We start from the raw sequence: 23802 nt of genomic DNA, 5'->3' as shown, positions 1-23802 counted from the left end.
CGTCACGATCCGCTGGATCCGGGGCATTGGCTCCGAGCCGTCCAGCCGTTAACGTCAGGAGGTGGAATCAGTGCAGCCCCCCGCCGGTTCCCAGGTCTCCCGCGTACCGGCGCAACGGACTCCGTCCGAGCAGCTGCCGCCGGCCCCACCAGCGCCGGCACCACAGCCACGACGCCGACGCCTGCGAACCGTGCTCATCGTGGTCGGTGGGGTGCTCGGCCTGCTCCTGCTCGGCGGGGTGGCGACGGGTTTCGTGCTGTACAACCGCGCCGCCGCACCGGACCGCAGCGCCCCCGACGTGGTCGTTGTCAACTACCTGCAGGCGGCCCTGGTGTCTCGTGATCCCAACAGGGCCAACCTGTTCACTTGCGATGGTCCGGTGCCGGCGCTGGATGAGTTCCGTGCGCAAGTAATCCGGCGTGAACAAGAACTGGGCGTCTCGTTCTCGATCAATATCGAAGGTATTGCAGTCTCCAATGCCAGTTTCGATGCTGCCTCGGTTGTTGCCGTAATTCGCCGAAGTGCGTCGATCGATGGAATCCAGCAGAGCCTGACTGACACTTGGCAGTTCGATGTTCAGGACCGCGACGGTTGGCGGGTTTGCACTGGGACGAAGGTCAGCTGACGGTTACTCGATCCACAGCAGGTGGACGGGCACCTCCAGGGTGGTGGGTGACTGGCCGCGCCAGGCCCAGCGGTACCACTCCACCTCGGGCGTGATCCGTACGCAGATGTCGCCCTCGGCTCCCGAGTAGGTCTCGGTCACTGCCCGCATGTCCCGGTGTTCGCGTCCGTCCTCGACGTGTACCACTCGGCGGCCGGTGACCGCGTCCGCTTCGAACACGGGTGTGGGAGAGCGGTGGGACGGGCCGTCCAGCGAGACCAACCGGATACCGGTGTCCCGGGCGCCATCCGACGTGGGCCGTTCACCGACCGTCTCCACCCAGACCCGCTCCACGGGAACCAGGGGTGCGAACACCTCGACCTGGTCGGCCTCGGCCCGGTACCAATCGTGCTCGGGTATGACCGGCACATAGGTCCGGGCACCCTGCACGACCCGGTCGTCCGCCCGCAGGTCACCTCGCCAGCCCAGCCCTGGCAGACCCACGAGCACCCGCTGCCCGCGCAACTCCACGCGTTCGGTGGCGGGCACGATGGTCAGGGGACGGGGTGGCCGAGGCGCCCAGTCGGGTTGGTCGGCGAACGGGTCCGGCAGTGGTCCGGTCATGCCAGTGACGGCCTCACTCCGCAGCGCGCAGCGGAGCGCCCCGCACACGCATGAAGGGAATCGGGTCGGTCGCACCCCGGCTGGACCGGTCGCTGCGCAGGTGCACCTCGAAGTGCAGGTGCGGACCTGACGAATTGCCGCTGCTGCCGACCTGGCCGATCACCTGTCCGGCCTGGACGATCTGGTCCGGCGACACCCGGGGCTGGACCACCATGTGGCAGTACCGCGTGATGTAGCCACCGGCGTGCAGGATGTCGACGAACCAGCCGCAGCCGCCCTTGCCCGGATACCCGTCCACGTCGCAGCTCCGGCGTCCTCGGTTGTCCGGGTCGCAGCGGGCGACCAGTACGCGGCCAGCGGCCGCGGCACGGATCTCGGTGCCCTTCGACGCCCCGATGTCGACGCCGTTGTGGCTGGGTCGATCGGCGGTCTGGAAGCCGGAGCCGACGTCGCCGGAGATCGGCGCAGTCCAGCCGGAGGCGGCGATCTGGCCGCGCTCGGCCGCGTCGCACACGGCCTTGCCGTTGATCTGGACGGTGCGTGCTGCACCACCGGCCAATGCGTCCACGATGTTGCTGGCCAGCTCCTCGTGCTTGGCGTATGCGTCTGGATAGGCGCTGACCTGGACCTGCTGTGCCACGACCGTCAGCGGCCGGCGCTGCCAGCTGCGGACCTTGACGAGCTTTTCGTAGAACTTCCGGGCCGTGTACGCGGGTGTCATCCGTTCGGCGATCGAGCCCCATCCCGGACGCTGTTGGAAGAGGCCGAGCGAGTCGTGGTCGGCACCGACGCCCTCGTGCGGCAGAGCCAGGGACTCCGGCACGTCACTGTTGGCCAGGTTACGCAGGGCTGACTCCTGCATCGCGGTGGCCAGGGCGATGACCCAGCCGCGCGAGGGCACGCCCAGGTCCTGACCGACCTTGATGATGATCGCGGCATTGCGGACCTGCGCGTCGCCGTACTCGGTGAACCGGGGTAGTTCGCCGGTGATGTCGACGGGACGTACCGGCCCGCAGCCCCAGCCGGCCAGGGCGTCCCCGTCCTCCGCGTCACCGCCGAGGCCACTGAGAAAGAACGCAGCGGTCCCGCCGGTGCAGCAGAGCAGGAGCAGGATGCCGGTGAGCACGGAGGCGACCACGCCGGCCCGGATCGGCCGACGGAGGACGCGGCCCGCTCGGCCGGCGGTCACTGTCGCTCCCAGTCGACCACGTCGACCAGCCAACTCTTGTCCGCCAACACCAGCTCCAGCCGGAGCCGCCCGGTGTCGAGCGGTAGCAGCACCTCCACGAAGGTCTCGGTGCGCGACCGCACTGCCGGTGGGCCGGTCACCTGCTCGGCCGGTACCCCGCCGGGCTCGGCGCCGGCCAACTTCTCGGTCAGGGCCGGCGTCGACATCGGCCGCAGGCCAGCCTGCCACTGCTCGGCTGTCATGCCGGGCCGGCCGAGCCAGGCCGAGGCGAATCGGTCCGCGACCTGCTCAGGCGTGCGGGCACCGGACGGAGTAACCGGTGACGGCGGGGCCTCGCTGGCGGTCAGACCGTCGTCACCGGCCGTTGGGTCGACGGTGGTGATCGGCCGGTTGGGGCGGTTGCTCAACCCGTCCGCCGAGTCGGTCGAACCGGACGTCAGGCGGGCCGCCCCGATCACCCCGAGGACGAGTACCGCGATCACCGCGGCCACCCCCAGCCGGGACCGCAGCGCCCGGCTGAAGAGGAATTCCAGGGCCCGTCGCATCGCTGTCACCGAGCCTCGGAACGCACCCGCGGTCCGGTGCGGTCCGGCGCACGTTCGGTGGAGCCGGGCCGGTAGACCACGAACGACGGGTTCTCCGCCGGCACGTCCGGTTCGGTCCACGTCGCCGGCTGGCGGCGCCGAGGCTGCGGCGGCACGGGACGAGCCCGGCTGCCGGTCTCCCCAATCGGTGCCTCGTCGGCGCGTTCCCGACCATCCGGTCGGCCGTCGTCGGTGCGTCTGCCTCCCGCCGGAGTGGGCGGCGGCGTCGGGGCCGGGTCTTCCCGGCGTGCCTCCGGGCGCAGTCGGGTCTGCTCGGCGTCGGGCGACCGGCGGCGTCCGCCCACCGGTTCCACGGTGCCTCCGGGCTCGACGACGTCGAGTCGCGCCGCGACTCGCATGTCGCGGAAGAACCGGCGGTGCCAGGAGCCGGCCGAGCTGACCGCCTCGCTGCTGTCCTTACCCCCGAGCTGGGTGATTCGCCGGTACGGCCGCAGCAGCAGCCAACCGACCACTCCGCACAACCACACCAGCACCACCTGGAGCCAACCGGGCAGCGTGGGCGTACTCATGATCAGATCGACCGCGAACAGGTAGATGGCAGCCCCGGTGCCGAAGATGGCGATGTTGAAGATCGCGGCGACGACGGCGTTCGCCAGCCGCCGCAGGCCGGCACTGGCCGGTCGGAGCAGTCCGACCGTGCCCAGGATCGGTGCCGCGATCACCGCCCATCTGAAGATGAGGAAGCCCAGCAGGACCAGGAGTGATGCCGTCAGGTCGAACATGGCGAACAGCACCGAGGCCAGCACGGCGATGAACCCCGCCCCGACCCGGTCCATGTCCCGGACGCCCTGGAGGTACTCGTACGCCTCCGGGTCCTCGGTCTGGATCTGCTGAGCCACCCGCGCCCACTGCTGTTGCTTCGCCTTGATCGTCGCCTCCCGGGTGGCCGGGTTGGCGCGCATTGATTGGGCTTCGCCCCACGTTAGAGATCGTGCGTCGTACAGCGCCGGCCCGTACTTGCGCGCCGTCTCGCTGTCCGCCGATCCGAGGACGCCTCGGACCCAGTTCCGGTAGAGCATCGTCTCGGTGGCGGTGTCGCTCGCGCGTACGGCCGGCGTTCGCAGATCCTTGCAGCGTTCGGGATCGATGCATCGTCCCGGTGCAGGTTCCTTCGCCTGCGGGCCTACCGCGTCATGGACCACACCGAGGCTGGTGACCAACGCACCGTCCGCGATGTTCGCCGACTTCACCGGCCACGCGGCCAGCGCCGTGACCGCGACCATCACGAGGAGGGCCCAGCCCGCGGTGGTCATCGCGTTGCTCATGTCCGATTGGCGGGATCGCCAGAGCAGGTAGAGCCCCACGACACACAGCGTGACGATCCCGAAGACGCTGAATACCTTCTCGTAGACGGCCTTGGTCGCCTTCTCGACCAGCGGATCGGCCCAGCCCCACATCGAGCCCGGGTCCCAGGCACGCTCTCTGAGCGCGTTCGAGGCACCGATGATCGCCGTGGCCGCCATGAATTCACCGTTCGCCACCGTGGTGGTGAACTTGTAGTCCGGGTGCAGCACGCTCGACGCGCACCCGCCGTCGATGTCGTAGGTGTTGTAGCTGTAACCCGCGTAGCCATAGAGGCTGTACCGACCGGCTATCCCGTTCGCCGCCTCAGCTGGTGGCGCCGCAGCGAACCAGCCGGCGAGGCCGGAGTCGGGCGTGCCCGGGGTCGGCGCGTTGCGACACTTGACCTCGTCCTCGCTGACCTCCTGGAGCTTTCCCACGCAGGCGCGGAAGTCGGCCTGCCACTCGGCCGTGGTGCAGAGGTCGGCTCGGGCCTGGGTGACCGGTGGGGCGGCTGCGGCAGCTTCCGCGCCGAGCAGCGGCCAGCTGAGGGTGGCCCCGGCCAGTACGCCGAGCGCGAGCAGGAACGACGCGATCCGAACCCGGGCCCCAGCCATGTCACGCCTCCAGATCGGGCAGGGAGATGCTCGGTAGGACTCCGGCTGCCGCGGCGATCGCGGCGGGTGTCGTGTCGAGGTGGTCCAGCAGGCCGTCGACGTACGAGACGTCGACCCGGACCTTCTGCACCCGGCCGTCGACGTCACGCATCACGAACTCCCGGAAGCCGAGGCGGGAGGCCGAGTTGCTGTCGGCGGCGGAGAGCGAGGCCAGAGTGGCCTCGTACCCGTCGTTGACCGGTACCCGCAGCAGGCGCAGCGCTTCGGAGGCGATCTCGGCGTCCTCGGCGATCCGGCCGACGAAGACGGTGGAGACCAGGTTCTGCACGTCGAGGCCGAGGATGTCGCGGGGGTTCTGCGAGGCGACAAGCGCGGCGAGGTTCCACTTGCGGGAGTCCCGGGCGAGCCGGACCAGGAACGACCGCCCGGACCGCCAGCCCTCCATGAAGTGGGCCTCGTCGAGGCCGACGAGCTTGCGGGACGACATCGACCCGCCGTAGCAGCGGCGGACGGCGAGCCGGTGCGCGGTGTGCAGCATCGGCAGGGCGAGGGCCTCCTCGGCCGACCAGTACTCGCGTTCGATCTTGAGGTCGGGCAGCCGGAGCCCCGCCATGGTGATCACGGTGAGCGCCGCGTCGGCACCGAGCAGCCCTTCGGGTGGCCGGCCGAAGAACAGCATGGCCAGTGGCATCTCGGCGGTGTCCAGGAGAAGGTTCGCCAGCTCCTTGCCAGCGTCGTCGTCGAGCCGCCCGAGGCAGCTCACCACGTCGTCCAGGGTGGACGTCTCCTCGGCGGGGACCTGCCGTACGGCATGCCGGAACAGGGTGGCGGTGGACGCCTCCCGGGCCACCTGTGGCGGCACGAGCATCATGCAGATGTCCTGGACCAGCATCCGCCGCTCGGCCCGTGCGTTGGAGACGGCGATCTCGAACTCGCGGTCACCGCCGGCTCCGGTGGCGAACTCGCTGCGCAGGGGCGTGGGGATGAGGGAGTAGGGCGCCAGGGTGCCGTGCTCGGACCCGGTCAGGTTCAACACCCGGGAGTACGGCCGCAGTTCGGGCATGGCGCAGAGCCGGGCCAGCGGCCCGGACGGGTCGAGGAGGGTCACCTGCACACCCCGCCGGGCGGCGAGGTAGCCCAGCGCGCCGAGCAGGGTCGACTTGCCGCCGCCCGGCTCGGCCACGAACACCGCGAGCCCGGAGCGTTCGCGTACCTCCATGGGGAAGTGCAGGTCGAGGAAGACGGGTCGGCGGCAGGTGCCGGCGGTACGTCCGATCAGGTCGCCCCGCCGGTCGCCGACGGTGGAGGCGGCCTGGGGGAGTGCGGCGGCGAGCAGGGGGACCGGCATCCGCCGGACGTAGCCGGTGTTGGCGATGGGCTCGCCGGGGATGAACTCGCGGGCCAGCCAGTCCTGGTTCTTGGGGTGCTGCAGCGAGATGCGCAGCTCCCGGGAGTAGAGCTGGATGAGCCGCCGGGCCCGCTCCAGGCATTCCTCCCTGGTTCGGCCGCCGACCGCGATCCGGTGCCAGCCGTGTGCGCGCGCCGAGTCGACGGGTAGGCCGGTGGTCATCTCGTCGCCGATCACCAGCGCCCGCTTGGCGAGGCGTTCGAGCTCCGGGGGCGCGTCGATGCCGTGCTCGGCGTAGTCGAGCTGCTGGGAGCGGATCATCCGGAGCCGGTGTTCGAGGTTGCGGAACGAGTCGCCGGAACCGAGGATGTCGACCCGGGTGGAGATTTCCATCGGCCAGGGCAGTCGCTCGTGGAAGTGCAACCAGGGCTCGTGCCGCTCCGGGATCTCCAGCGGTTCCATCCGGCCGACGGCGAGTACCGCCACGTGCCGTTCCTCGCCGGTCATCCGGTTGACCAGTTTGACCGTCGACCCGTACGGGGTGCGGTAGCGCTCGACCTGTTCGGTCAGAGCGAGCAGGTCACCGCGTTCCCACTGCCCGTCGGTCACCGGCGAGAGCCGTCCCGGCGGCGCCATGCACAGCGCGACCGAGCGGTAGAGCAGCCACTCCAGTTCCTGTGCGGTGACCCGTCGGCCACGCATGCCGAACGCGCCGAGCACCTCGTCGAACTGCTCCACGGTGCGGCCCAGCTTGCGACGTTCGCCCTCGGCGGTGCCCCGGCCGAAGGTGCGGAGCAACCGTTCGGTCATGGAGTCGCCGAGGGAGCGTCGGGCGAAGGTGACGCCCAGGTAGGTCTGGCCCTCGGCGTGGTTGACGGCCATCAGGTGGCGCTGGGCGGCGACCAGATGGTCCGCCCAGCCGGTGGTGCCGGGGACGTCGGGCAGCGGCGCCGCCGTGTGCGTGTCGATGGTGCGGGCCCACTCGTCGGCGGGGAAAGGCCGGGTGGTCCGGCGCAGGTGCAGCCGGAAGCCGGCGAGGCCCGCGTACTGCTCGGAGATCGCCGACAGCAGCGCCTCGCGTTCGGCGTCCGGGCGGAAGGCCCAGCGCACCTCGGGTAGCCAGTACCAGGCGGTGACCGTGTTCGGGGTGAAGGTCAGGTGACCGGCGATCTCGGTGATCGCCAGCTCGACCGACGGGTCACGGTCACCGAACTTGATCTTCGGGGCACGTACCCGGACCGGCTTGATCGGCCGGTCCTGCTGGCTCGCGGCCCGCTGGCGTGGCGTGGCCACCTCTCTGCCGGCGTCCGTGGGCCGCTCCGACCGCGTGGCGCGCCGTGGCCCGCGTTCCAGAGCCGGCCGGTCGCCGGGAACGGCGCCGAGCGGCCGTGCCGCCGGCGCGCTCGGTTGCTCGGCCGGAGCGCCGGGGCGCTCGACCGGCGCCGGCGGTTGCCCGACGGACGTGGCGCTGGACGCCCGGGGTGCCGGCGCGGGGGCCGTCGACGCGGACACGGGCGCGACGGTCTGCTCGATCTCCGCCGTCGGGTGCAGTGTCGGCCGTCGGTCGCCCGCCTGGTGCGGCACCCGGGTTTCGCCGCCCGGAGAGGCGTCTCCCCGGTGGCTGGAGGATTCGCCGGGTGTCCACGGTGGCTCCACCTCCGGAGCCGGCCGGGCCGGCGTCGGCGGTTGCTGCGGGATCGCCGGCTGCTGCCGGCTGGCGGGAGCCGCTGTCACGGCACGGGGGCCACCGGGCCGGGCGCCACCGAACAGGTCCAGGAAGGGCGAGTCGATGTCGGCGTTCTCGCCGGCCGAGACCGCGCTGGGCTCGGCGGGAGGTGTCCGGCGGGTGACCGGTCGGGGTGCCTGGAAGACGCCGACCGCGCCGTGGCCGGGCGAGGTCACCAACGCGGGGTCGAGCGCGACCTCGTCCTCGGCGTCGGGGTAGTCGTACGACTGCGCACGGTGACCGGCCGGCACGGCCGGGCGGCCGGCCGGGGAACCCGGCGTGGAAGAGCGACTCATGCGACCGCCTCACCCGCGTCGTGCAGGAGACCGATCGGCGTACGCCCGGTCATGCCAGCTCCTCCCGAATCCTGATCCGGCTGCCGACCAGGCGCGGGTCGCGCTGCTCGACCGCCGGCTCCCGGGTACGTCGCCAGTCGGTCAGCGCGGTGCGGATGACCACCCGCGCCGGCCGGTCGGGGTCGACGTGCCGGAAGATGAACGACGTGGTCACGATGGCGAGCGCGATCTCCCAGGCTGGGAAGAGGTCGACCGTCAACGTGAACAGCCAGTGGATGAACATGTAGAGGGGAACGAGCAGCATGAAGAGCCCGTACTGGGCGTAGGGCAGGTGGACCGGAAGGGTGTAGCCGGGCGGCCCGAGGTAGACCAGGCGGGCCCGGTAGATGTCGTCGTCGGTGCGCAGCCGCATCTGGTGACCGCGCCTATTCGAAGATCAGGTCGATCAGGTAATCGCCGACGAAGAAGAGTGTTGCCGCGCCGGCGATGAAGGCCAGCCCGACGATGGCGATCGCGGAGCTCGTCAGGACCTTGGAAATCTCGCCCCGGCTGGCGCGACCGATGAAGATGACGCCCAGGACTGCCAGCAGGATCGGTGCGATCTTGCTGGCGAAGAAGGTGACGACGCTGTTGGTGTCGATCCCCTTCGGGGCCGGCTCGGCGAGCGGAGCCGACGCCAGGGTGGAGAGCGCGTGGGCGACGCCGGACGACGCCGTCTCCATGAGCTCGAAGGCGATCACTGGAACCTCCCCATAGCGCGGCCGGCGGTGCCGCGGCGGTGCAGTAGGCAAAGCCTGGCGGGAAATCTGCTGACAGGGCGCAGCGATCTCGACCCTGCGTTCGTTACTCACCACGGAGGGTGGCGAGCTTTGGGCGGTTTTTCCCCGCTTCGGCCCTCCCTCCAAGCTTCGCCATCTCAATGCTGGCCAATTCCAAAGCGTACGGGCCGCCCCGGATTGCGACAAGCCGCGAAGAGGCTGCCCGTTACTGCCCGGACGACCGATCGTACACCTGTTCTAACGCGCACGTCAGTGATGGTCGACCCGGGTCGCCGGGGGCCGTCGTCACGACCGGTACCGTCTAGTCGTGACCTATCTGGTACGGGCCCCGGGCCCGGTGGTGATGGGCGTCCTCAACGTCACGCCGGACTCCTTCTCCGACGGCGGACGGTACGCCGACCTCGACGCGGCCGTCGGACACGGCGTCCGTCTCCGCGAGGCCGGTGCGCACCTGGTGGACATCGGCGGCGAGTCGACCCGCCCGGGCGCCGACCGGATCGACGCGGCGACCGAGGCCGAGCGCGTCCTGCCGGTCATCCGCGAGCTGAGCGCCGCCGGGGTGCCGGTCAGCATCGACACCAGCCGTGCGCGGGTGGCCGAGGCGGCTCTGGACGCCGGCGCCCAGGTGGTCAACGACGTCTCCGGCGGCCTGGCCGACCCCGACATGGCCCGGGTCGTGCGGGACGCCGGCTGTCCCTGGGTGCTGATGCACTGGCGTGGCCATTCCCGGCAGATGCGCGACCTGGCCAGCTACACCGACGTGGTGACCGACGTACGCGAGGAACTCGGGCTACGGGTCGACGCGGCGTTGGCCTCGGGAGTGGCCGCGGACCGCATCGTCGTCGACCCCGGCCTCGGTTTCGCCAAGACGGCCGCCCACAACTGGGAACTCAGCGCCCGCCTCCCGGAGCTGCTGGACCTCGGATACCCGCTGCTCTTCGGAGCCAGCCGCAAGTCCTACCTCGGCCGCCTGCTCGCCGACGCGGACGGCACGCCGCGACCCACCGCCGAGCGGGAGGCCGCCACCGTGGCCACGAGCGTGCTGGCCGTCGCGGCGGGCGCCTGGGGTGTACGCGTCCACGACGTGCGGGCCACCGTGGACGCGCTCGCCGTCTGGGCCGCCACCGGCAGCCCGCGCCTCACATCCGCCAAGGAGTGGGCCGGCCAGCGGGAGGCGGACCGATGAGCGACCGGATCCAGTTGACCGGCCTGCGGGCGCGCGGCCGGCACGGGGTGTACGACTTCGAGCGGGCGCAGGGGCAGGACTTCGTGGTCGACGCCGTCCTGGAGCTGGACCTCGCCCCGGCCGCCGCCAGCGACGACGTGACCGCCACGGTCCACTACGGCGAGCTGGCCGAGCGGCTGGTGGCGGTGGTGACCGGCGAGCCGGTCAACCTGATCGAGACCCTGGCGGACCGGCTGCTCGCGGTCTGCCTGGCCGACGATCGGGTCGTCGCCGCGACGGTCACCGTGCACAAGCCGGAGGCGCCGGTGCCGCACACGTTCACCGACGTGGCCGTCACGATGACCCGGACGCGTACCCGATGACCCGGGCCGTGCTGTCGCTCGGCAGCAACCTGGGCGACCGCCTGGAGCACCTCCGCACGGCCGTCGCGACGCTCGGCGACGCCGTGCTGGTGGTCTCCGGGGTGTACGAGACTCCACCGTGGGGAGACGCCGACCAGCCCGCGTACCTCAACGCGGTGGTGCTCGCCCACGACGCGAGCGCGACTCCGCGCGACTGGCTGGAGCGGGCCCGCGGCGCGGAGCGCGCGGCCGGTCGGGTCCGTGACCCGCAGCGGCGGTTCGGGCCGCGCACCCTCGACGTGGACGTGATCGCGGTCTGGGGCGACGACGACGAGCCGGTGCTCAGCGACGAGGAGGAGCTGACCCTGCCGCACCCCCGGGCGCACCTGCGCGCGTTCGTGCTGCGACCGTGGATCGACATCCAACCGTACGGACGGTTGCCCGGCCACGGTTGGTTGACCGACCTGCTCACCACCGGTCCGGCCGCCGACGACGCGTTGGAACTGCGTCCACGGCCGGAACTGGCGTTAGAGTCGACGGCATGACCCAGTGGAGCCGGCCGGCATGACCCAGGCGAAGTCCCCACCGCCGGGCCCGGACGGGTCGCGGATGGGTCCCACCCGGATCTCGACGCTGGTCGTGGCCGCCCTGGCTGCGGCGGCGGTGGCCTGGCTGCTGATCAGCACGTTCTACTACAGCGGCATTCCCCATCTGCCGTGGTTGCCGGTGGTGACGCTGGCCGCGCTCGCGGTGCTGGAGGCGTACGCGGCCGTCAACACGCGCGGCCGCATCGACCGTAAACCCGGCCGCGATCCGGTCAACCCGTTGCTGGTCGCGCGGTTCGTGGTGCTGGCCAAGGCGTCGGCGCTGGCGGGGTCCATCTTCGCCGGTTTCTACGCCGGGCTCAGCGGGTGGCTCTTCGTGGAGACCACCCGTGCCGCCACCGAGGACCGGCCGGCCGCCGGGGGCGGGTTGCTGGCGTCGCTGGCGCTGGTGGGCGCCGCGTTGTGGCTGGAACGCTCCTGCCGGGTCCCGGAGCGTCCGGACGACGAGCACGAGCAGGACCAGCGGGAGAGCCGCCCCGGCCAGCGTTGAGCAGGGGGTTACGTCCGGCTCCGGGCGCGGGTACGGTGCCTCCGATCGGAGAGCAACGGCCGCCCCCGATCCGTGCGTGTGCCGGCACGGGAGCGGCCGGCCACTGGGGAGGCGGTGCCATGGGGTACGAGGACACGGGCCGGGACCGATCGGTCGACCCTTCGTCCGGGGTGCCTGCCGCCGTCCTGGAGAACGTCTTCGACGATCCCACCCACGGTGAGCCCGGCCGGGACCGGGTCGGCGTGCACGTGATCTGGGAACTCCTGCTGCTGGCCGGTCTGGCCGCTCTGGGCTGGCTGCTCTGGCGCGCCGACCCGGCCGCGCTGCGAGGGGCCGACCTGCGCACGTTGCTGGTCGACGCCGTCGGCCTCGGGCTGCTCGCCCTCGCCGCCGGGCTGAGCCTGCGTACCGCCGCCCCCCACCTGGCTATCGGGCCGGTGGCGGTCGCCGCCGCGCTGCACTACGCGGAGCAGGGCGACCGGGGGCTGGCCGTGTCCGTGGGGTCGGCCGTCGTGGTGGCCGCGCTGGGCGGTCTCGTGCTGGCACTGGCCGTGGTGGCGCTGCAGGTGCCCGCCTGGGCGGCGAGCCTGGCCGCCGCGGCCGGGGTGGTGGTGTACATCGAACGCCGGTCGGGGCCGGTGCTGGTGCAGGGCGACTACGACCCGGGACGTACGGCCGGTTTCCTCTTCGCCGGGTTCGCCGCCGTCGCGGTGCTCGGCGGTCTGTTCGGCGCGATCCGGGCGATCCGCCGGCTGGTGGGTCGGTACCGGCCGGTCGCCGATCCGGCGCGCCGCCGGGGCACCCTGGCTGCCGTGATCACCGCGCTGGCGCTGGTCGGATCCACCGTGCTGGCGGCGCTCGGCGGGGTCCTGCTCACCGCCAACGGTCCCGGAGTCGTCACACCCACCTCCGGGCTGGACTGGACCGTGCTGGCCATCGGTGTGTCCCTGCTCGGGGGCACCAGCGCGTACGGCCGGCGGGGTGGGGTGTTCGGCACGGTGCTGGCGGTCGGCCTGGTCACCGTCTTCGAGGCGTACGCGCCGGAGCGCGACTGGTCGGTGAGCCGCTGGGCGGTGGGCGGGGTGGCGCTCGGCGTCGGGCTGCTGGTGACCCGGTTGGTCGAGACGCTCGGACGACCCCGGCCGGGTGGTGTGGAGAAGCCGGAGCCGGTCCGCGATGGCACGATCAGCTCGGGGTGGAGCGTCCCCCGGCCCCAGCCGGCCGACAACTGGCCTCCGACCCTGCCGACGCCGCCCGCGCCGGAACCGGCCGACCCGTGGCGTGACCCCCGCTGGGAGGACGGCCCGCGTCGCTGGGACGCCGGCGAGCGGTGAGCCGTGCCCCGTCCGTCGAGCCGGCGCTGATCTCGACCGTTAGGCTCGCCGCATGACCGACACACCAGCCGCCGCCCCCGGCGGAACCTCGTTCGAGGAACTCGACGCGCTGTCCACGGAGGAGCTGCGGGAGCGGGCGTTCGCCCGGGCCCGGGAGCGCCGCGACGTGGGGTTCTACTGGTCGGTGCTCCGGCACCTGCCGAACGCGGACGAGGCCACGGTGCTGGACGGCGCGCCGAACTCCATCGGCCCGACCATCGACGAGGCGAACGCCCTGTGGCGGGAGCTGACCGGGCACGGCTACGAGGAGTCGGCGCCGCTGCTGCGGGCCGCCTTCATCGACTACCTGCTGAAGCACTGAGCCGCCCGGGGCAGCCCAGGTCCGCCCGGCCGGCCGGCACGGGCCCTGGGCGGATCATGGGACTGGTCCGTACGGGCCCGGTCAGCCGCTACGGGACGGCCGCGGGTACCGGTGCGCTCGCCGTACTGCTGCTGGTCGGCATCTGCGGCAGCCCGGCGTACACCGGTTGGGCCGCCGCGACGCTTACCGACCCGGACTCGGCGGGCGGCTTCTACCTGCGCCTGCTCGCCTGGCCGGCCTGGCGACTGGACGCGGATGGGCAGGCCGGCGGCCTGTTCGCCGCCGACCTGCGGGCCGTCGCGCTGGTCCTCCTCGCGGTGGCCCTGCTCTATCTGCTGCCCGCCGCGCAGGTGGCCCGGGTGCCCGGCTCGGTCAGCCAGTTCTTCTCCGGCTGGGCCGCGTACGTGCTGGCCGGCGGCCTCGCCGCCGTGGTGGCGGCGCTGCTCGGCCCGGACCCGTCACTGCTGAAGGCGCTCTCCGATGCCAGCAGCGGCGCCGGCTACGGCTTCCTCACCGGCTGGATCATCGGCACCGCGAGCCTCGGCGAACGGGCCTAGCCGCCCAGCCCGAGCAGGCGCTGGCGGCTCAGTGCGCCCACCGGGCGGCCGTCGTCGGTCACCAGGAGCCGGTCCTGTCCCGACGTCAGCAGTGCCGCCAGAGCGTCGTACGCCGTGCCGTCCAGCGTCACGCTGGGCAGGTCGGCAGGGGCGTCGGCGGGCACAGGCTCCAGTGACTCGCGGTCGAGCGGAGTGACCGCCAACCGGCGGATTCCCCGGTCGGCGCCGACGAACTCACGGACGAACGCGGTGGCCGGCGCGCCGAGCAGAGCGGCCGGAGTGTCGTACTGCTCGAGATGCCCACCCTCGGACAGCACCGCGATCCGGTCACCGAGCCGGACGGCCTCGTCGAGGTCGTGGGTGACCAGCACGATCGTCTTGCGGACCTCGGCCTGGAGGCGGAGGAACTCCTCCTGCAGGCGGGCCCGGACGATCGGGTCCACGGCGGAGAACGGCTCGTCCATCAGCAGCACCACCGGGTCGGCGGCGAGCGCACGCGCGACACCGACACGCTGCCGTTGACCGCCCGACAGCTCGTGCGGATAGCGGCGGCCGAACTGGGCCGGGTCCAGACCCACCAGGTCGAGCAGCTCGTCGACCCGGGCGCGGGTCCGGTCGCGGGACCAGCCGAGCAGACCCGGCACGGTGGCCACGTTCGCCCGGACCGTCTGGTGTGGGAAGAGGCCGACGTTCTGGATCACGTAGCCGATCCGGCGGCGTAGCCGCACCGGGTCGGTGTCCGTGACGTCCTCGTCGCCGAGCATGATCCGTCCGGCCGTGGGCTCGATCAAGCGGTTGATCATGCGGAGCACCGTCGACTTGCCGCAGCCGGACGGGCCGATGAGCACCACCAACTCGCCGGCCTTGACGTCCAGGCTCAGCTCCCGCACGGCCTCGGTGCCGTTCGGGTAGCGCTTATGGATGCCCTGCAGAGAGATCGATGCCGCGCGAGGGGACCCGACCGCGCCGGGGGTCTCCGGGGTAACGTCCACGTATGTCCTTCCGCCTGAGCTACCGGGCCGACCCGGGTAACCCCTGGTTCTCCTGGCAGTACGTGCGGGACAACTCTGACACGATCCTCGCCGCCTTGCGTGAACACGCCTCCCTGACCGGGCGCGCGGTGCTGATCGCGGTGTTGATCGCCCTGCCGTTGTCCGTGCTCGCGTACTGGGTCCGCCCGTTGGCCGGCCCGATCCTCGGTATCACCGGCGTGTTCTACACCATCCCGTCGCTGGCGTTGTTCGCGTTCATCGCGCCGTACCTGGGCACCGGCGCCACCACCGTACTGGTCGGGCTGGTCCTGTACGCGCTGCTGCTGATCGTCCGCAACGTGGTGGCTGGGCTCAATCAGGTGCCGCCGGAGGTGGGCGAGGCCGCCGAGGGCATGGGTTACGGCCGGTGGCGGCGGCTGTTCCGGATCGACCTCCCGCTCGCCATCCCCGGCATCCTGACTGGGCTGCGGTTGGCCACCGTGTCGACGGTCGCGCTGGTCACCGTCGGAGTGCTGGTGGGCCACGGCGGCCTCGGTCAACTGATCTTCGCGGGCTTCCAGAACAACCTCTACAAGGCCGAGATCATGACCGGGACGGTGCTCTGCGTGGCGCTGGCTGTGCTGCTGGACCTGCTGCTGGTGCTCGCGGGCCGGCTGGTCACCCCCTGGGCCGCCCGGGGCGTTCGATGAGCGCCGCCGCGAACCCCCTGCAGCAGGGGGTGCTCTGGCTCAACGACCCGCTGAACTGGACCAATCCGGGGGGCATCCTGGACCGCCTCGGCGAGCACCTGACGATCTCCGCCCTGGCCGTGGCGCTCGGCTGCCTGGTGGCCTGGCCGGTCGGGCTCTGGCTCGGGCACGTTGGTCGGGGCGGCGGCCTGGTGGTGCTCGTGTCCAACGCCACCCTCGCCATCCCCACCCTGGCGCTGCTGACCATCCTGCCGCTGACGTTCCTCGGCTTCGGACGTACGCCGGTGGTGGTGGCGCTCGCCGTCTTCGCCGTACCGCCGCTGCTGGCCAACGCCTACACCGGCGTACGCCAGGTCGACCCGGAGGCACGCGACGCGGCCCGTGGGATGGGCCTGTCCGGCGGGCAGTTGCTGCGGCGGGTGGAGTTGCCGTTGGCGGTGCCCTACCTGGCCGCCGGATTCCGGACGGCGGCCGTGCAGGTCATCGCCACGGCCGCGCTGGCTTCGTTCGTCAACGGCGGCGGGCTCGGCGAGATCATCCGCACCGGGTTCGGTCTGAGCATCGCCGCCGGTGGCGGACAGATCGTGGCCGGCGGCGTACTGGTGGCCGGGCTGGCGCTGCTGGCCGAGCTGCTACTCGGGCTCGTCGAACGCGTGGTGACCCCGCGTCCACTGCGTCGGGGCCGGCAGCGTGTGGGCCGTCCGCGACCCGCGGACGCCACCGGCCGGGCCTGACGTGGTGGCGGGCCGTGGCCCGTCCGGGTGAGCGGACGCCGAAGCGGCGGCCAGCAGTGGGCCGGTCGGTGACGATGCGGTGACGAAGCCCATCCCAGGTTGTCGGTCGGTCGCGGACCATGTTGGGTGGAGAGTCGCGGGCGACCGACATCCAGGATCGCCCGTCGGACACGCGGCCGGCCCGGGACGGGTCGCGCCGGGACACGGAAGGCGGGCGGCACATGCGCGCACGTACACGTCTCGCGATCGGCGCCATCGGCGTCGTGGCCGGGGCAGCACTTCTCACCGGGTGTGGCGACGCCGGCTCGTCCGGCACCGACGCCCCCCAGACCAACGCCTCCGGCGCTGGGTGCGCACCGGTCGCCGGCAAGCAGCTCATCGCGCTGACCGACGACAAGAAGCTCCAGAATTCCGACAACGTCCTCCCGGCGGTCAACAGCAAGGTGGCCAACCCGCAGCTGATCGCCGCGCTCGACAAGGTCTCCGCGGCGCTCGACACGCCGAAGCTGGTCCAGCTCAACAAGGCCGTCGACGCCGACCGTAAGACCCCCAAGGTGGCCGCCGAGGAGTTCAGCAGCGCCAACAACGTCACCGCGGGCATCGCCAAGGGCCCGGGCGGTGAGATCGTGGTCGGCGCCGGCAACTTCAGCGAGAGCCAGACGCTGGCCGAGCTGTACCGCATCGCGCTCACCGCGGCTGGTTACCAGGTCAAGGTGCAGCAGATCGGCAACCGGGAGCTGTACGAGCCGGCGCTGGAGAAGGGCGAGATCCAGGTCGTCCCGGAGTACGCGTCGACCATGGCCGAGTTCCTCAACGCCAAGGCCAACGGCCAGAACCCGCCGCCCGTCTCCTCGCCCGACATCAACAAGACGGTGACCGCGCTCAAGGCCGAGGGCGACAAGGCGGGCATCACCTTCGGTGCCCCGGCCGCCGCGCAGGACCAGAACGCCTTCGCGGTGACCCAGGAGTTCGCCGACAAGTACGGCGTGCGGACCCTCTCCGAGCTGGCCGCGAAGTGCTCCGGCAGCGCCACGGTGCTGGGCGGCCCGCCGGAGTGCCAGCAGCGGCCGTTCTGCAAGCCGGGCCTGGAGAAGACCTACGGTCTCTCGGTGGGTTCGTTCTCCTCCCTGGACCAGGGCGGGCCGCTGACCAAGAACGGGCTGCGTGAGGGCAAGATCAGCGTCGGCCTGGTCTTCTCCTCGGACGGCGCGTTCGCCACGAGCTGACGCTCCGCTACGGCGTGTCACGGACGCCCCCGCCCCGCAGGGGGCAGGGGCGTCCGTGCGTCCGGGAACCGTTCCCTCCGGTGCGGATCGTCGGTAGGCTGCTCTTCCATGCCAGCCCCGGCCACCCCCGACGCCCGGCGTCAACCGCTGCTGCTGACCGTGCTCTTCTGGGGCGGCGTGGCTCTGGCGCCCGTCGCGGCGCTGATACTCCTGGTGGCGGACGGTAACGGTCCACTGCGTCTCGCGGCGGTGCTTGCCATCGTGGCGGTGGTCCTGATCGGCCTCTCCATCGCGTTGCGCCCCGACGGTGACGGCGCCTCGGCGCGCGCCGACGAGCTGCTGGACGAGATCGAGGAGCTGCGCCGGGAGTTGCGCGCCGAGATCGTGGCCGCCGCGCAGCGCGGCAACCAGGCGCTGGACCAGGCGCAGCGAGCCCAGGAGGGTGTCGCCGCGGTGCGTCGCCGCCTCGACGCCACCGGCGCGGCCCTCGCCGGCGGTGCCCCGGCGGCCGAGCCGGCGGCTGCCAGCCGTGCCCGCGGGCCAGCCGCCGATCCCGTGGACGACACCCCGCCCGCCCGCAGCCGGGTCCCGGTCCCCGGCGACTCTCCGGCCGCCCGCGTGCGGGTGCCGGCTCCGGGCGAGGCCGCCGGGCGGGTGCCCGCTCCGGGCACCGACGAGGTGACCCCCCGGAAGCGGGTGCCGGCTCCGGACGACACGGCTGGTCGGTGGGGTCGGGACGAGCGCGACGACGACGAACCGGCGTACCGCCACCGTGCTGCGGACGCCCCCGAGCCCACCGCCGGCAGCGTGTACGGCGGCGCTCCCCGCCCCCCGGAGCACGACCGTGCGCGCGAGCACAGCCCTCAGCGCGAGCACGGCCCTCAGCGCGAGTACGGCCGTCCGCGCGAACACGACCGTCCCGAGCCGGCGCACCGACCGGTCGGTGTGGTCCGCCACACCGAGACCGTGCACGTCACCACCCGGCACACGGTCGTCGACGGCGGCGGTCCGGCGGAGCCGGCCGGACGCTACGCCGGCCAGTGGACCCCGCCGGCCCAGGAGTGGACCCGGGGCGGTGGCGCCCAGGGGCGTGCCCGTTCCTGGGGTGACGCGGAGGAGCCCCGGTCCGGGTACGCCGACGACCGGGACCGCCGCCCCGACGACCGGACCTGGGGTGCGCAGCCCGGCCCGCGGGGCGAGTCGGCCCCGACGGGCCCCCGCGACGGCTCAGCCTGGGGCGGACCCGAGCGCGGCGACGAGGAGCCCCGTTGGGCGGCTCCCCGCGACGAGCCGGAGTGGACCGACCAGCGCGACGCGTACGCACCGGCCGAGGAGCCCGCCTGGGATGGCCGGGCGCAGCGCCGTGGCTGGTCGGAGCAGGTCGAGCCGGAGCGCGCCGCCGCCCCGCAGCCCGGTCCCGCGCTGCGGGCGGACGACACCGGCGAGTACTGGTCGCAGTTGCGGGCCGGCGACCGCTGGGCGGCGGCCCGCGACGACGAGAACGGCCGTGAGCTGCACGTCGGGGAACGTCGGGCCGAGGTGCACGCCGACGCCACGGGCACCGAGTACCGGATGGCGGACCGTTGGGCCTCCGTCCGCCACGAGGAAGCACGCCGCGAAGACCCGCGCCGGCACGAGGACCCGCGCCGGCACGAGGACCCGCGCCGGCACGAGGACCCGCGCCGGCACGAGGACCCGCGCCGGCACGAGGACCCGCGCCGCCACGACGACCCGCGCCGCCACGACGACGCGCGGTGGCAGGACGAGCGCCGGCCGGCGTTGCCGGTCGGCGGGGTGCCCGTGCCGGACGAGTGGCGTCCGCCGCGCCAGCGCGGCCGCGAGCCGGAACCCGCCCCCGAGCAGCAGGGCGGCCGCCGCCGGGTCGAGGAGCGGTACGGCTACCCGCCGCAGGACGACGCGCCCCGCGCAGGCGGCGCCCCGGTCACCGACCGCTGGCGCTGACCGGCGGGCCGACCCCGGTCACTTGTCGATGTCGCCGACCACGAAGAACATCGAGCCGAGGATGGCGATCAGGTCCGGCACGAGGCAGCCGGGCAGCAGGGTGGCCAGGGCCTGCACGTTGGCGTACGACGCGGTGCGCAGCTTCAACCGCCAGGGCGTCTTCTCGCCCCGGGACACCAGGTAGTAGCCGTTGATGCCGAGCGGGTTCTCCGTCCAGGCGTACGTGTGCCCCTCCGGCGCCTTGAGCACCTTCGGCAGGCGGGTGTTGATCGGCCCGGTCAGCCGGTCCACCCGGTCGAGGCACTGCTCGGCGAGATCCAGCGAGACGTACACCTGGTCGAGGAGCACCTCGAAGCGGGCGTGGCAGTCCCCGGCGGTCTTGGTGACCACCGGAACGTCCAGCTCGTCGTACGCCAGGTAGGGGTCGTCGCGGCGCAGGTCCAGGTCGAGGCCGGAGGCGCGGGCCACCGGCCCGGACGCGCCGAACGCGGCGGCGTCGGCGGCGGACAGCACGCCCACCCCGACGGTGCGGGCCAGGAAGATCTCGTTGCGGCGGATCAGGTGGTCCAGGTCGGGCAGCCGGCGACGAACCTCGCCGATCGCCGCGCGGGCCCGCCCGGTCCAGCCGTACGGCACCTCCTCCTTGAGGCCGCCCACCCGGTTGAACATGTAGTGGATCCGGCCTCCGGAGACCTCCTCCATCACCGCCTGGATGGTCTCCCGTTCCCGGAAGGCGTAGAAGACCGGGGTGATCGCGCCGATCTCCAGCGGGTAAGAGCCGAGGAACATCAGGTGGTTGAGTACCCGGTTCAGCTCGGCGAGGGCCATCCGCAGCCAGGTCGCCCGCTCCGGCACCTCCATGCCCATCAGGCGTTCCACCGCGAGCACCACACCCAGCTCGTTCGAGAACGCCGACAGCCAGTCGTGCCGGTTGGCCAGCACGATGATCTGGCGGTAGTCGCGTACCTCGAAGAGCTTCTCCGCCCCCCGGTGCATGTAGCCGACGATCGGCTCGCAGGCGATGACCCGCTCACCGTCGAGGACCAGCTTCAGCCGCAGGACCCCGTGCGTCGAGGGGTGCTGCGGGCCGATGTTGAGCACCATGTCGGTGCCGAGCTGCTGACCGCCGGTGCCGGCGACCAGCCCGGCCCCGGTGCCGACGGTCAGTTCGCGGAGGTCCCCGGCGTCGGTGCTCATGCCCGTCATCGTGCCACGGCCGGCGATAGCGGGATGCCGACCGGTTGGCGCAGCCACCAGTGCCCGCCGAGTCCGGCCGGGTCGGTCAGCTCGGCCACCGCCGACGCCGTGGCCAGCGCCCGCACGTAGCCGGCCGGGTCGGTGCCGGCCAGGCTGAGCGGCGGTCGCCCACCGTCGGCCCCGAGCGCCCGCAGCGCCTCTCGCTGCGAGACCAGGGAGTACGCACACCGGGCGACCGCCGCGCCGGCGGAGGCGACGGAGTCCATGGCGACGTGTGCGGTGACATCACTCGACCCGTCCGGCACCGGAGGCACCTGCCGCCCAGCCCGGTAACCGGTCAACGTCCCGTCCACCGGTCGTTCGTTCCGCAGATGCCCGTAGTCGACCGTCACGGCCAGCCCTCGGCTGATCTTCCGGACCGCGTTGGCCCAGGCCTCGTCCCTTGGTCCGCCGATCTCTGCTCGGTGGTCGCTGTGGGGGGTTTCGGGGCAGCCCGGCCGGCTCCGGGCGGTCAGGCTTGATCCCTGCGCCGGCCGGGCTGCCCCGAAACCCGACCCGCTTCCGGTGATCGCATCAGTAGAGGTTGAATCACCGGTCCGGTCACGGTCCGCACCGCGCGGGCTCGCGGGACCGGGCCACCAGGTGGTCAGCCAATCAAGATCGGTGGGACTGACCAGCTCACCAATCGATTCGGCACCGCTGTCGGGGTCGACCAGCACATATCGCCAGCCATCGGCGGTGTGCACCGCCATGTCGAGTGGGACGTTGTCCAGCCATTCGGTAGCGATCAACAGTCCGGTGATCTCGTCGGGGATCTCAGACACCCAGTCGATCTCGTCAGGCAGGTTCTCGGGGCGGCTGGCGTATTCGACTGCTGTGAAACGCACCCGCTCCGCGAGCGACGGACGGACATTGCCCGACGACGGCTCCTCGCCCAGCGGACGGGTGGAGGCCGTGGGAGTCAGGGTTTCCGGGGAGCCCGACCACGCAGGGATCAAGCCTGACCGCCCGGAGTGGGCGGGCTCCCCGGAAACCCCCACCGCAACCTCGGCGGAGTCTTCGGACGCGACAAGGCGGCGCAGAGCTAGCAGCAGCTCCCCCCGCCCAGCCCCGACGTCGACCACGTCCAGCCGTGGGGGGTGGCCCAGGGCAGAGTCCACCTCCGCGACAAGGCGCAGGAGGGCGGCGGCGAAGGCGGGAGAGGCGTGCACGCTGGTCCGGAAGTGGTCGGCCGGGCCGGCGCCGGTCACGAAGAAACCGTCCGGCCCGTAGAGGGCCTGGCTCATCGCATCCCGCCACGGGATCGGCATCAGCTCGTGCGGGGTGCGGGAGGCATCACCGTGCCGACCCTACGGCCACCGGCCCGGTGACGACTCCCGATCCCCGCCGCCGGACGTGGCGGGTTCACGCGCGGAAGTAGTGGCCCTCGTCGAGGTCGGCGATCAGGCCGGGGTGGGTCGGTGCCCAGCCCAGCAGTTCGCGGGTGACGGTGGACGAGGTCGGGTTGTCCATCTGGGCGAACCTCTCGAGGAATCCGAAGTACGCGCCCGCCTCGTCGGGACCGATGCTCCGGACCGGGATGTCGAGGTTACGGCCGATCGCCTCGGCGATCTGCCGGAACGGAACTCCTTCGTCGGCGGCACCGTGCAGCCGTACGCCGGCCGGCGCCTTCTCCAGGGCGAGTCGGTACAGCACGGCCGCGTCCAGCGTGTGGACGGCCGGCCACCGGTTGGCGCCCTCGCCGACGTACGCGGCGTACCCGTGTCGTCGGGCACTCGCGATGATGACGCTGACGAACCCGTAGTGGTCGAGTGAGCTGTGCACGGTGGGCGCGAGGCGGACGACGGAGGAGCGCACCCCGCGGGAGGCGAAGCCGGCCACCAGGTTCTCCGCGTCGATCCGGTAGCCGCCGCCGGGGAAGGTGTCCCGCTCGGTCCCGGCGCGTCCGACGATGCCGCCCATCGCGAGCATGGCCGTCCCACTCGTGCCCACCAGGGGCTTGCCGGAGTCGGCCACGCCGTCGGCAAGTGCCTTGAGGGCGTCCAGGTCGACCGAGGCGGCGCCGGCGAGGTCGCCGTTGAGCATGAGGTCGTGGCGGAACGCGAGGTGGATCACCCCGTCGGAGGCGGCCGCCTCGTCGCGGAGCACGTCGAGGTCGGACAGGTCGCCGCGGCGGACCTCGCCGCCGAGCTTCTCGATCGTGGCGGCGGACGTGTCCGAGCGGGCCAGGCCGAGGACGTGGTGTCCGGCGGAGAGCAGTTCCGGCACGACGGCCGAGCCGAGGTGGCCGGAAGCGCCGGTGACGAATACGCGCATGCTTGTTCCTTCGTGAGTGCCGATGTCACCTTGCGACATCACCGTACCTCGCCTGATGTCACCGCGCGACATCATCGCGGAGGGAATGTCGCGATGTGACATCGGATACGATCGGCGCATGGCTCGCTGGCAACCGGACGCGCGCGGCCGCCTGGAGGCGGCCGCCTTCGAGTTGTTCCGCGAGCGCGGCTTCGAGCAGACCACCGTCGCCGACATCGCCGAGCGCGCCGGCCTCGACAAGCGCACGTTCTACCGGCTCTTCGGGGACAAGCGCGAAGCCCTCTTCAGCGGCAGCGGGCACCTGGAGGAGGTGCTGGTCAAGGCGGTCGCAGAGGTGGACGCCGGTCCCTTCGAGGTGGTTGTCGCGGCTTTCCGCCAAGTGGCGAAGGAGATCTTCGCCGACCGGGTGGAACTCGTCCGGGCGCGACAGGCCGTCATCGAGAGCAGCCCGGAATTGCGGGAGCGCGAACTGCGCAAAACGGGTTCGCTGGTAGCCGCGATCACCGCCGCCCTGCGCGCCAAGGGTCTCGACGAGGCCACGGCCATCCTGGCGACCGAGTCGGGTGCCACGGTCTTCCGGGTCGCGTACGCCCGCTGGATCGCGCCGGGCAGCGACGCCCCGCTCAGCGACCTGATCGCCGAGGTGGCCGACGAGCTACGGGCGATCACGGCTCCGTCCGGCTCGCGTCAGCAGATCCTGGACAGTTTCCGTTAGCTAATAACGGAAACTGTCCAGGATCTGC

Annotated in this window: 24 protein-coding genes; 13 read left to right on the top strand and 11 right to left on the bottom strand. The window is 72.3% G+C overall.

Annotation, left to right across the window (positions count from 1 at the left end):
• The first annotated feature begins 70 nt into the window (after window positions 1-70).
• A complete protein-coding gene (locus ABZU91_RS13175) occupies window positions 71-625 on the top strand; it encodes a hypothetical protein (protein WP_355238835.1) in 555 nt (184 codons plus the stop codon).
• A 3-nt stretch (window positions 626-628) separates the two neighbouring features.
• Here the strand turns inward: ABZU91_RS13175 and ABZU91_RS13170 are convergent, their stop codons facing one another.
• Genes ABZU91_RS13170 through ABZU91_RS13140 form a run of 7 tightly spaced genes read right to left on the bottom strand, consistent with a single transcriptional unit; the run spans window position 629 to window position 9030 of the window.
• Window positions 629-1228, bottom strand: a complete 600-nt coding sequence (locus ABZU91_RS13170) for a hypothetical protein (protein ID WP_355238556.1) — start codon at window positions 1226-1228, stop codon at window positions 629-631.
• A 13-nt stretch (window positions 1229-1241) separates the two neighbouring features.
• A complete protein-coding gene (locus tag ABZU91_RS13165; protein ID WP_355238553.1) occupies window positions 1242-2417 on the bottom strand; it encodes a M23 family metallopeptidase in 1176 nt (391 codons plus the stop codon).
• Window positions 2414-2971 (bottom strand): hypothetical protein, encoded by a 558-nt coding sequence (locus tag ABZU91_RS13160; protein WP_355238550.1) that lies wholly within the window; start codon window positions 2969-2971, stop codon window positions 2414-2416. The genes ABZU91_RS13165 and ABZU91_RS13160 overlap by 4 nt, the downstream gene beginning before the upstream one ends.
• Window positions 2968-4920, bottom strand: a complete 1953-nt coding sequence (locus ABZU91_RS13155; RefSeq protein ID WP_355238547.1) for an MFS transporter — start codon at window positions 4918-4920, stop codon at window positions 2968-2970. The genes ABZU91_RS13160 and ABZU91_RS13155 overlap by 4 nt, the downstream gene beginning before the upstream one ends.
• Before the next feature lies 1 nt (window position 4921).
• On the bottom strand, window positions 4922-8290 hold the full coding sequence (locus tag ABZU91_RS13150; RefSeq protein WP_355238544.1) for an ATP-binding protein: 3369 nt from the start codon (window positions 8288-8290) through the stop codon (window positions 4922-4924).
• Window positions 8291-8339: 49 nt separating this feature from the next.
• Window positions 8340-8702 carry a hypothetical protein gene (locus ABZU91_RS13145; protein WP_355238541.1) on the bottom strand — a complete coding sequence of 121 codons (363 nt, stop codon included), beginning with the start codon at window positions 8700-8702 and terminating at the stop codon, window positions 8340-8342.
• A gap of 13 nt (window positions 8703-8715) precedes the next feature.
• A complete protein-coding gene (locus ABZU91_RS13140) occupies window positions 8716-9030 on the bottom strand; it encodes a hypothetical protein (protein ID WP_030327982.1) in 315 nt (104 codons plus the stop codon).
• 346 nt (window positions 9031-9376) lie between these two features.
• Here ABZU91_RS13140 and folP point away from each other — a divergent pair, with 346 nt between their 5' ends.
• The 7 genes from folP (at window position 9377) to ABZU91_RS13105 (ending at window position 13943) form a co-directional block, all read left to right on the top strand.
• A complete protein-coding gene (folP, locus tag ABZU91_RS13135; RefSeq protein ID WP_355238538.1) occupies window positions 9377-10255 on the top strand; it encodes a dihydropteroate synthase in 879 nt (292 codons plus the stop codon).
• Window positions 10252-10617 carry a dihydroneopterin aldolase gene (folB, locus tag ABZU91_RS13130; protein ID WP_355238535.1) on the top strand — a complete coding sequence of 122 codons (366 nt, stop codon included), beginning with the start codon at window positions 10252-10254 and terminating at the stop codon, window positions 10615-10617. Before folP ends, folB begins: the two co-directional genes overlap by 4 nt.
• Window positions 10614-11141 carry a 2-amino-4-hydroxy-6-hydroxymethyldihydropteridine diphosphokinase gene (gene folK, locus ABZU91_RS13125; RefSeq protein WP_355238532.1) on the top strand — a complete coding sequence of 176 codons (528 nt, stop codon included), beginning with the start codon at window positions 10614-10616 and terminating at the stop codon, window positions 11139-11141. Before folB ends, folK begins: the two co-directional genes overlap by 4 nt.
• A 19-nt stretch (window positions 11142-11160) precedes the next feature.
• Window positions 11161-11691 (top strand): DUF3180 domain-containing protein, encoded by a 531-nt coding sequence (locus ABZU91_RS13120; RefSeq protein WP_355238529.1) that lies wholly within the window; start codon window positions 11161-11163, stop codon window positions 11689-11691.
• A 119-nt stretch (window positions 11692-11810) separates the two neighbouring features.
• Window positions 11811-13025, top strand: coding sequence for an ABC transporter permease (locus ABZU91_RS13115; RefSeq protein ID WP_355238526.1), 1215 nt, complete (start codon window positions 11811-11813; stop codon window positions 13023-13025).
• 52 nt (window positions 13026-13077) lie between these two features.
• Complete coding sequence (locus ABZU91_RS13110) at window positions 13078-13386, top strand: hypothetical protein (protein WP_355238523.1); 309 nt, start codon at window positions 13078-13080, stop codon at window positions 13384-13386.
• Between the two features lie 56 nt (window positions 13387-13442).
• Complete coding sequence (locus ABZU91_RS13105) at window positions 13443-13943, top strand: hypothetical protein (RefSeq protein ID WP_355238520.1); 501 nt, start codon at window positions 13443-13445, stop codon at window positions 13941-13943.
• Here the strand turns inward: ABZU91_RS13105 and ABZU91_RS13100 are convergent.
• Complete coding sequence (locus ABZU91_RS13100) at window positions 13940-14935, bottom strand: ATP-binding cassette domain-containing protein (RefSeq protein ID WP_355238517.1); 996 nt, start codon at window positions 14933-14935, stop codon at window positions 13940-13942. The genes ABZU91_RS13105 and ABZU91_RS13100 overlap by 4 nt on opposite strands.
• A gap of 2 nt (window positions 14936-14937) precedes the next feature.
• Here ABZU91_RS13100 and ABZU91_RS13095 point away from each other — a divergent pair, with 2 nt between their 5' ends.
• The 4 genes from ABZU91_RS13095 to ABZU91_RS13080 all read left to right on the top strand — a co-directional run bounded on the left by ABZU91_RS13095 (window position 14938) and on the right by ABZU91_RS13080 (window position 19546).
• The gene (locus ABZU91_RS13095) at window positions 14938-15624 is read left to right on the top strand and encodes an ABC transporter permease (RefSeq protein WP_355238514.1); all 687 of its coding nucleotides are present in this window, start codon (window positions 14938-14940) and stop codon (window positions 15622-15624) included.
• Window positions 15621-16358 (top strand): ABC transporter permease, encoded by a 738-nt coding sequence (locus ABZU91_RS13090; protein WP_355238511.1) that lies wholly within the window; start codon window positions 15621-15623, stop codon window positions 16356-16358. Before ABZU91_RS13095 ends, ABZU91_RS13090 begins: the two co-directional genes overlap by 4 nt.
• 221 nt (window positions 16359-16579) lie before the next feature.
• Window positions 16580-17584: a glycine betaine ABC transporter substrate-binding protein gene (locus ABZU91_RS13085; protein WP_355238508.1), complete on the top strand. Its 1005-nt coding sequence runs from the start codon at window positions 16580-16582 to the stop codon at window positions 17582-17584.
• A gap of 108 nt (window positions 17585-17692) precedes the next feature.
• Entirely contained in the window at window positions 17693-19546 is a 1854-nt protein-coding gene (locus tag ABZU91_RS13080; RefSeq protein WP_355238505.1) for a hypothetical protein, read from the top strand.
• 18 nt (window positions 19547-19564) lie between these two features.
• Here the strand turns inward: ABZU91_RS13080 and ABZU91_RS13075 are convergent, their stop codons facing one another.
• The 3 genes from ABZU91_RS13075 to ABZU91_RS13065 all read right to left on the bottom strand — a co-directional run bounded on the left by ABZU91_RS13075 (window position 19565) and on the right by ABZU91_RS13065 (window position 23059).
• Complete coding sequence (locus ABZU91_RS13075; protein WP_355238502.1) at window positions 19565-20752, bottom strand: NADH-quinone oxidoreductase subunit D; 1188 nt, start codon at window positions 20750-20752, stop codon at window positions 19565-19567.
• Complete coding sequence (locus tag ABZU91_RS13070) at window positions 20749-22053, bottom strand: SAM-dependent methyltransferase (RefSeq protein ID WP_355238500.1); 1305 nt, start codon at window positions 22051-22053, stop codon at window positions 20749-20751. The genes ABZU91_RS13075 and ABZU91_RS13070 overlap by 4 nt, the downstream gene beginning before the upstream one ends.
• A 94-nt stretch (window positions 22054-22147) precedes the next feature.
• The gene (locus tag ABZU91_RS13065) at window positions 22148-23059 is read right to left on the bottom strand and encodes an SDR family oxidoreductase (RefSeq protein ID WP_355238497.1); all 912 of its coding nucleotides are present in this window, start codon (window positions 23057-23059) and stop codon (window positions 22148-22150) included.
• 118 nt (window positions 23060-23177) lie between these two features.
• On the opposite strand from ABZU91_RS13065, the gene ABZU91_RS13060 reads away from it, so the two are divergent.
• Window positions 23178-23774 (top strand): TetR family transcriptional regulator, encoded by a 597-nt coding sequence (locus ABZU91_RS13060; protein WP_355238495.1) that lies wholly within the window; start codon window positions 23178-23180, stop codon window positions 23772-23774.
• Window positions 23775-23802: the final 28 nt, after the last annotated feature.

Origin of the sequence: Micromonospora sp. NPDC005174 (assembly GCF_040608495.1) — a bacterium.
Classification (GTDB): domain Bacteria; phylum Actinomycetota; class Actinomycetes; order Mycobacteriales; family Micromonosporaceae; genus Micromonospora.
This window is presented reverse-complemented; position numbering and strand designations above follow the sequence as displayed.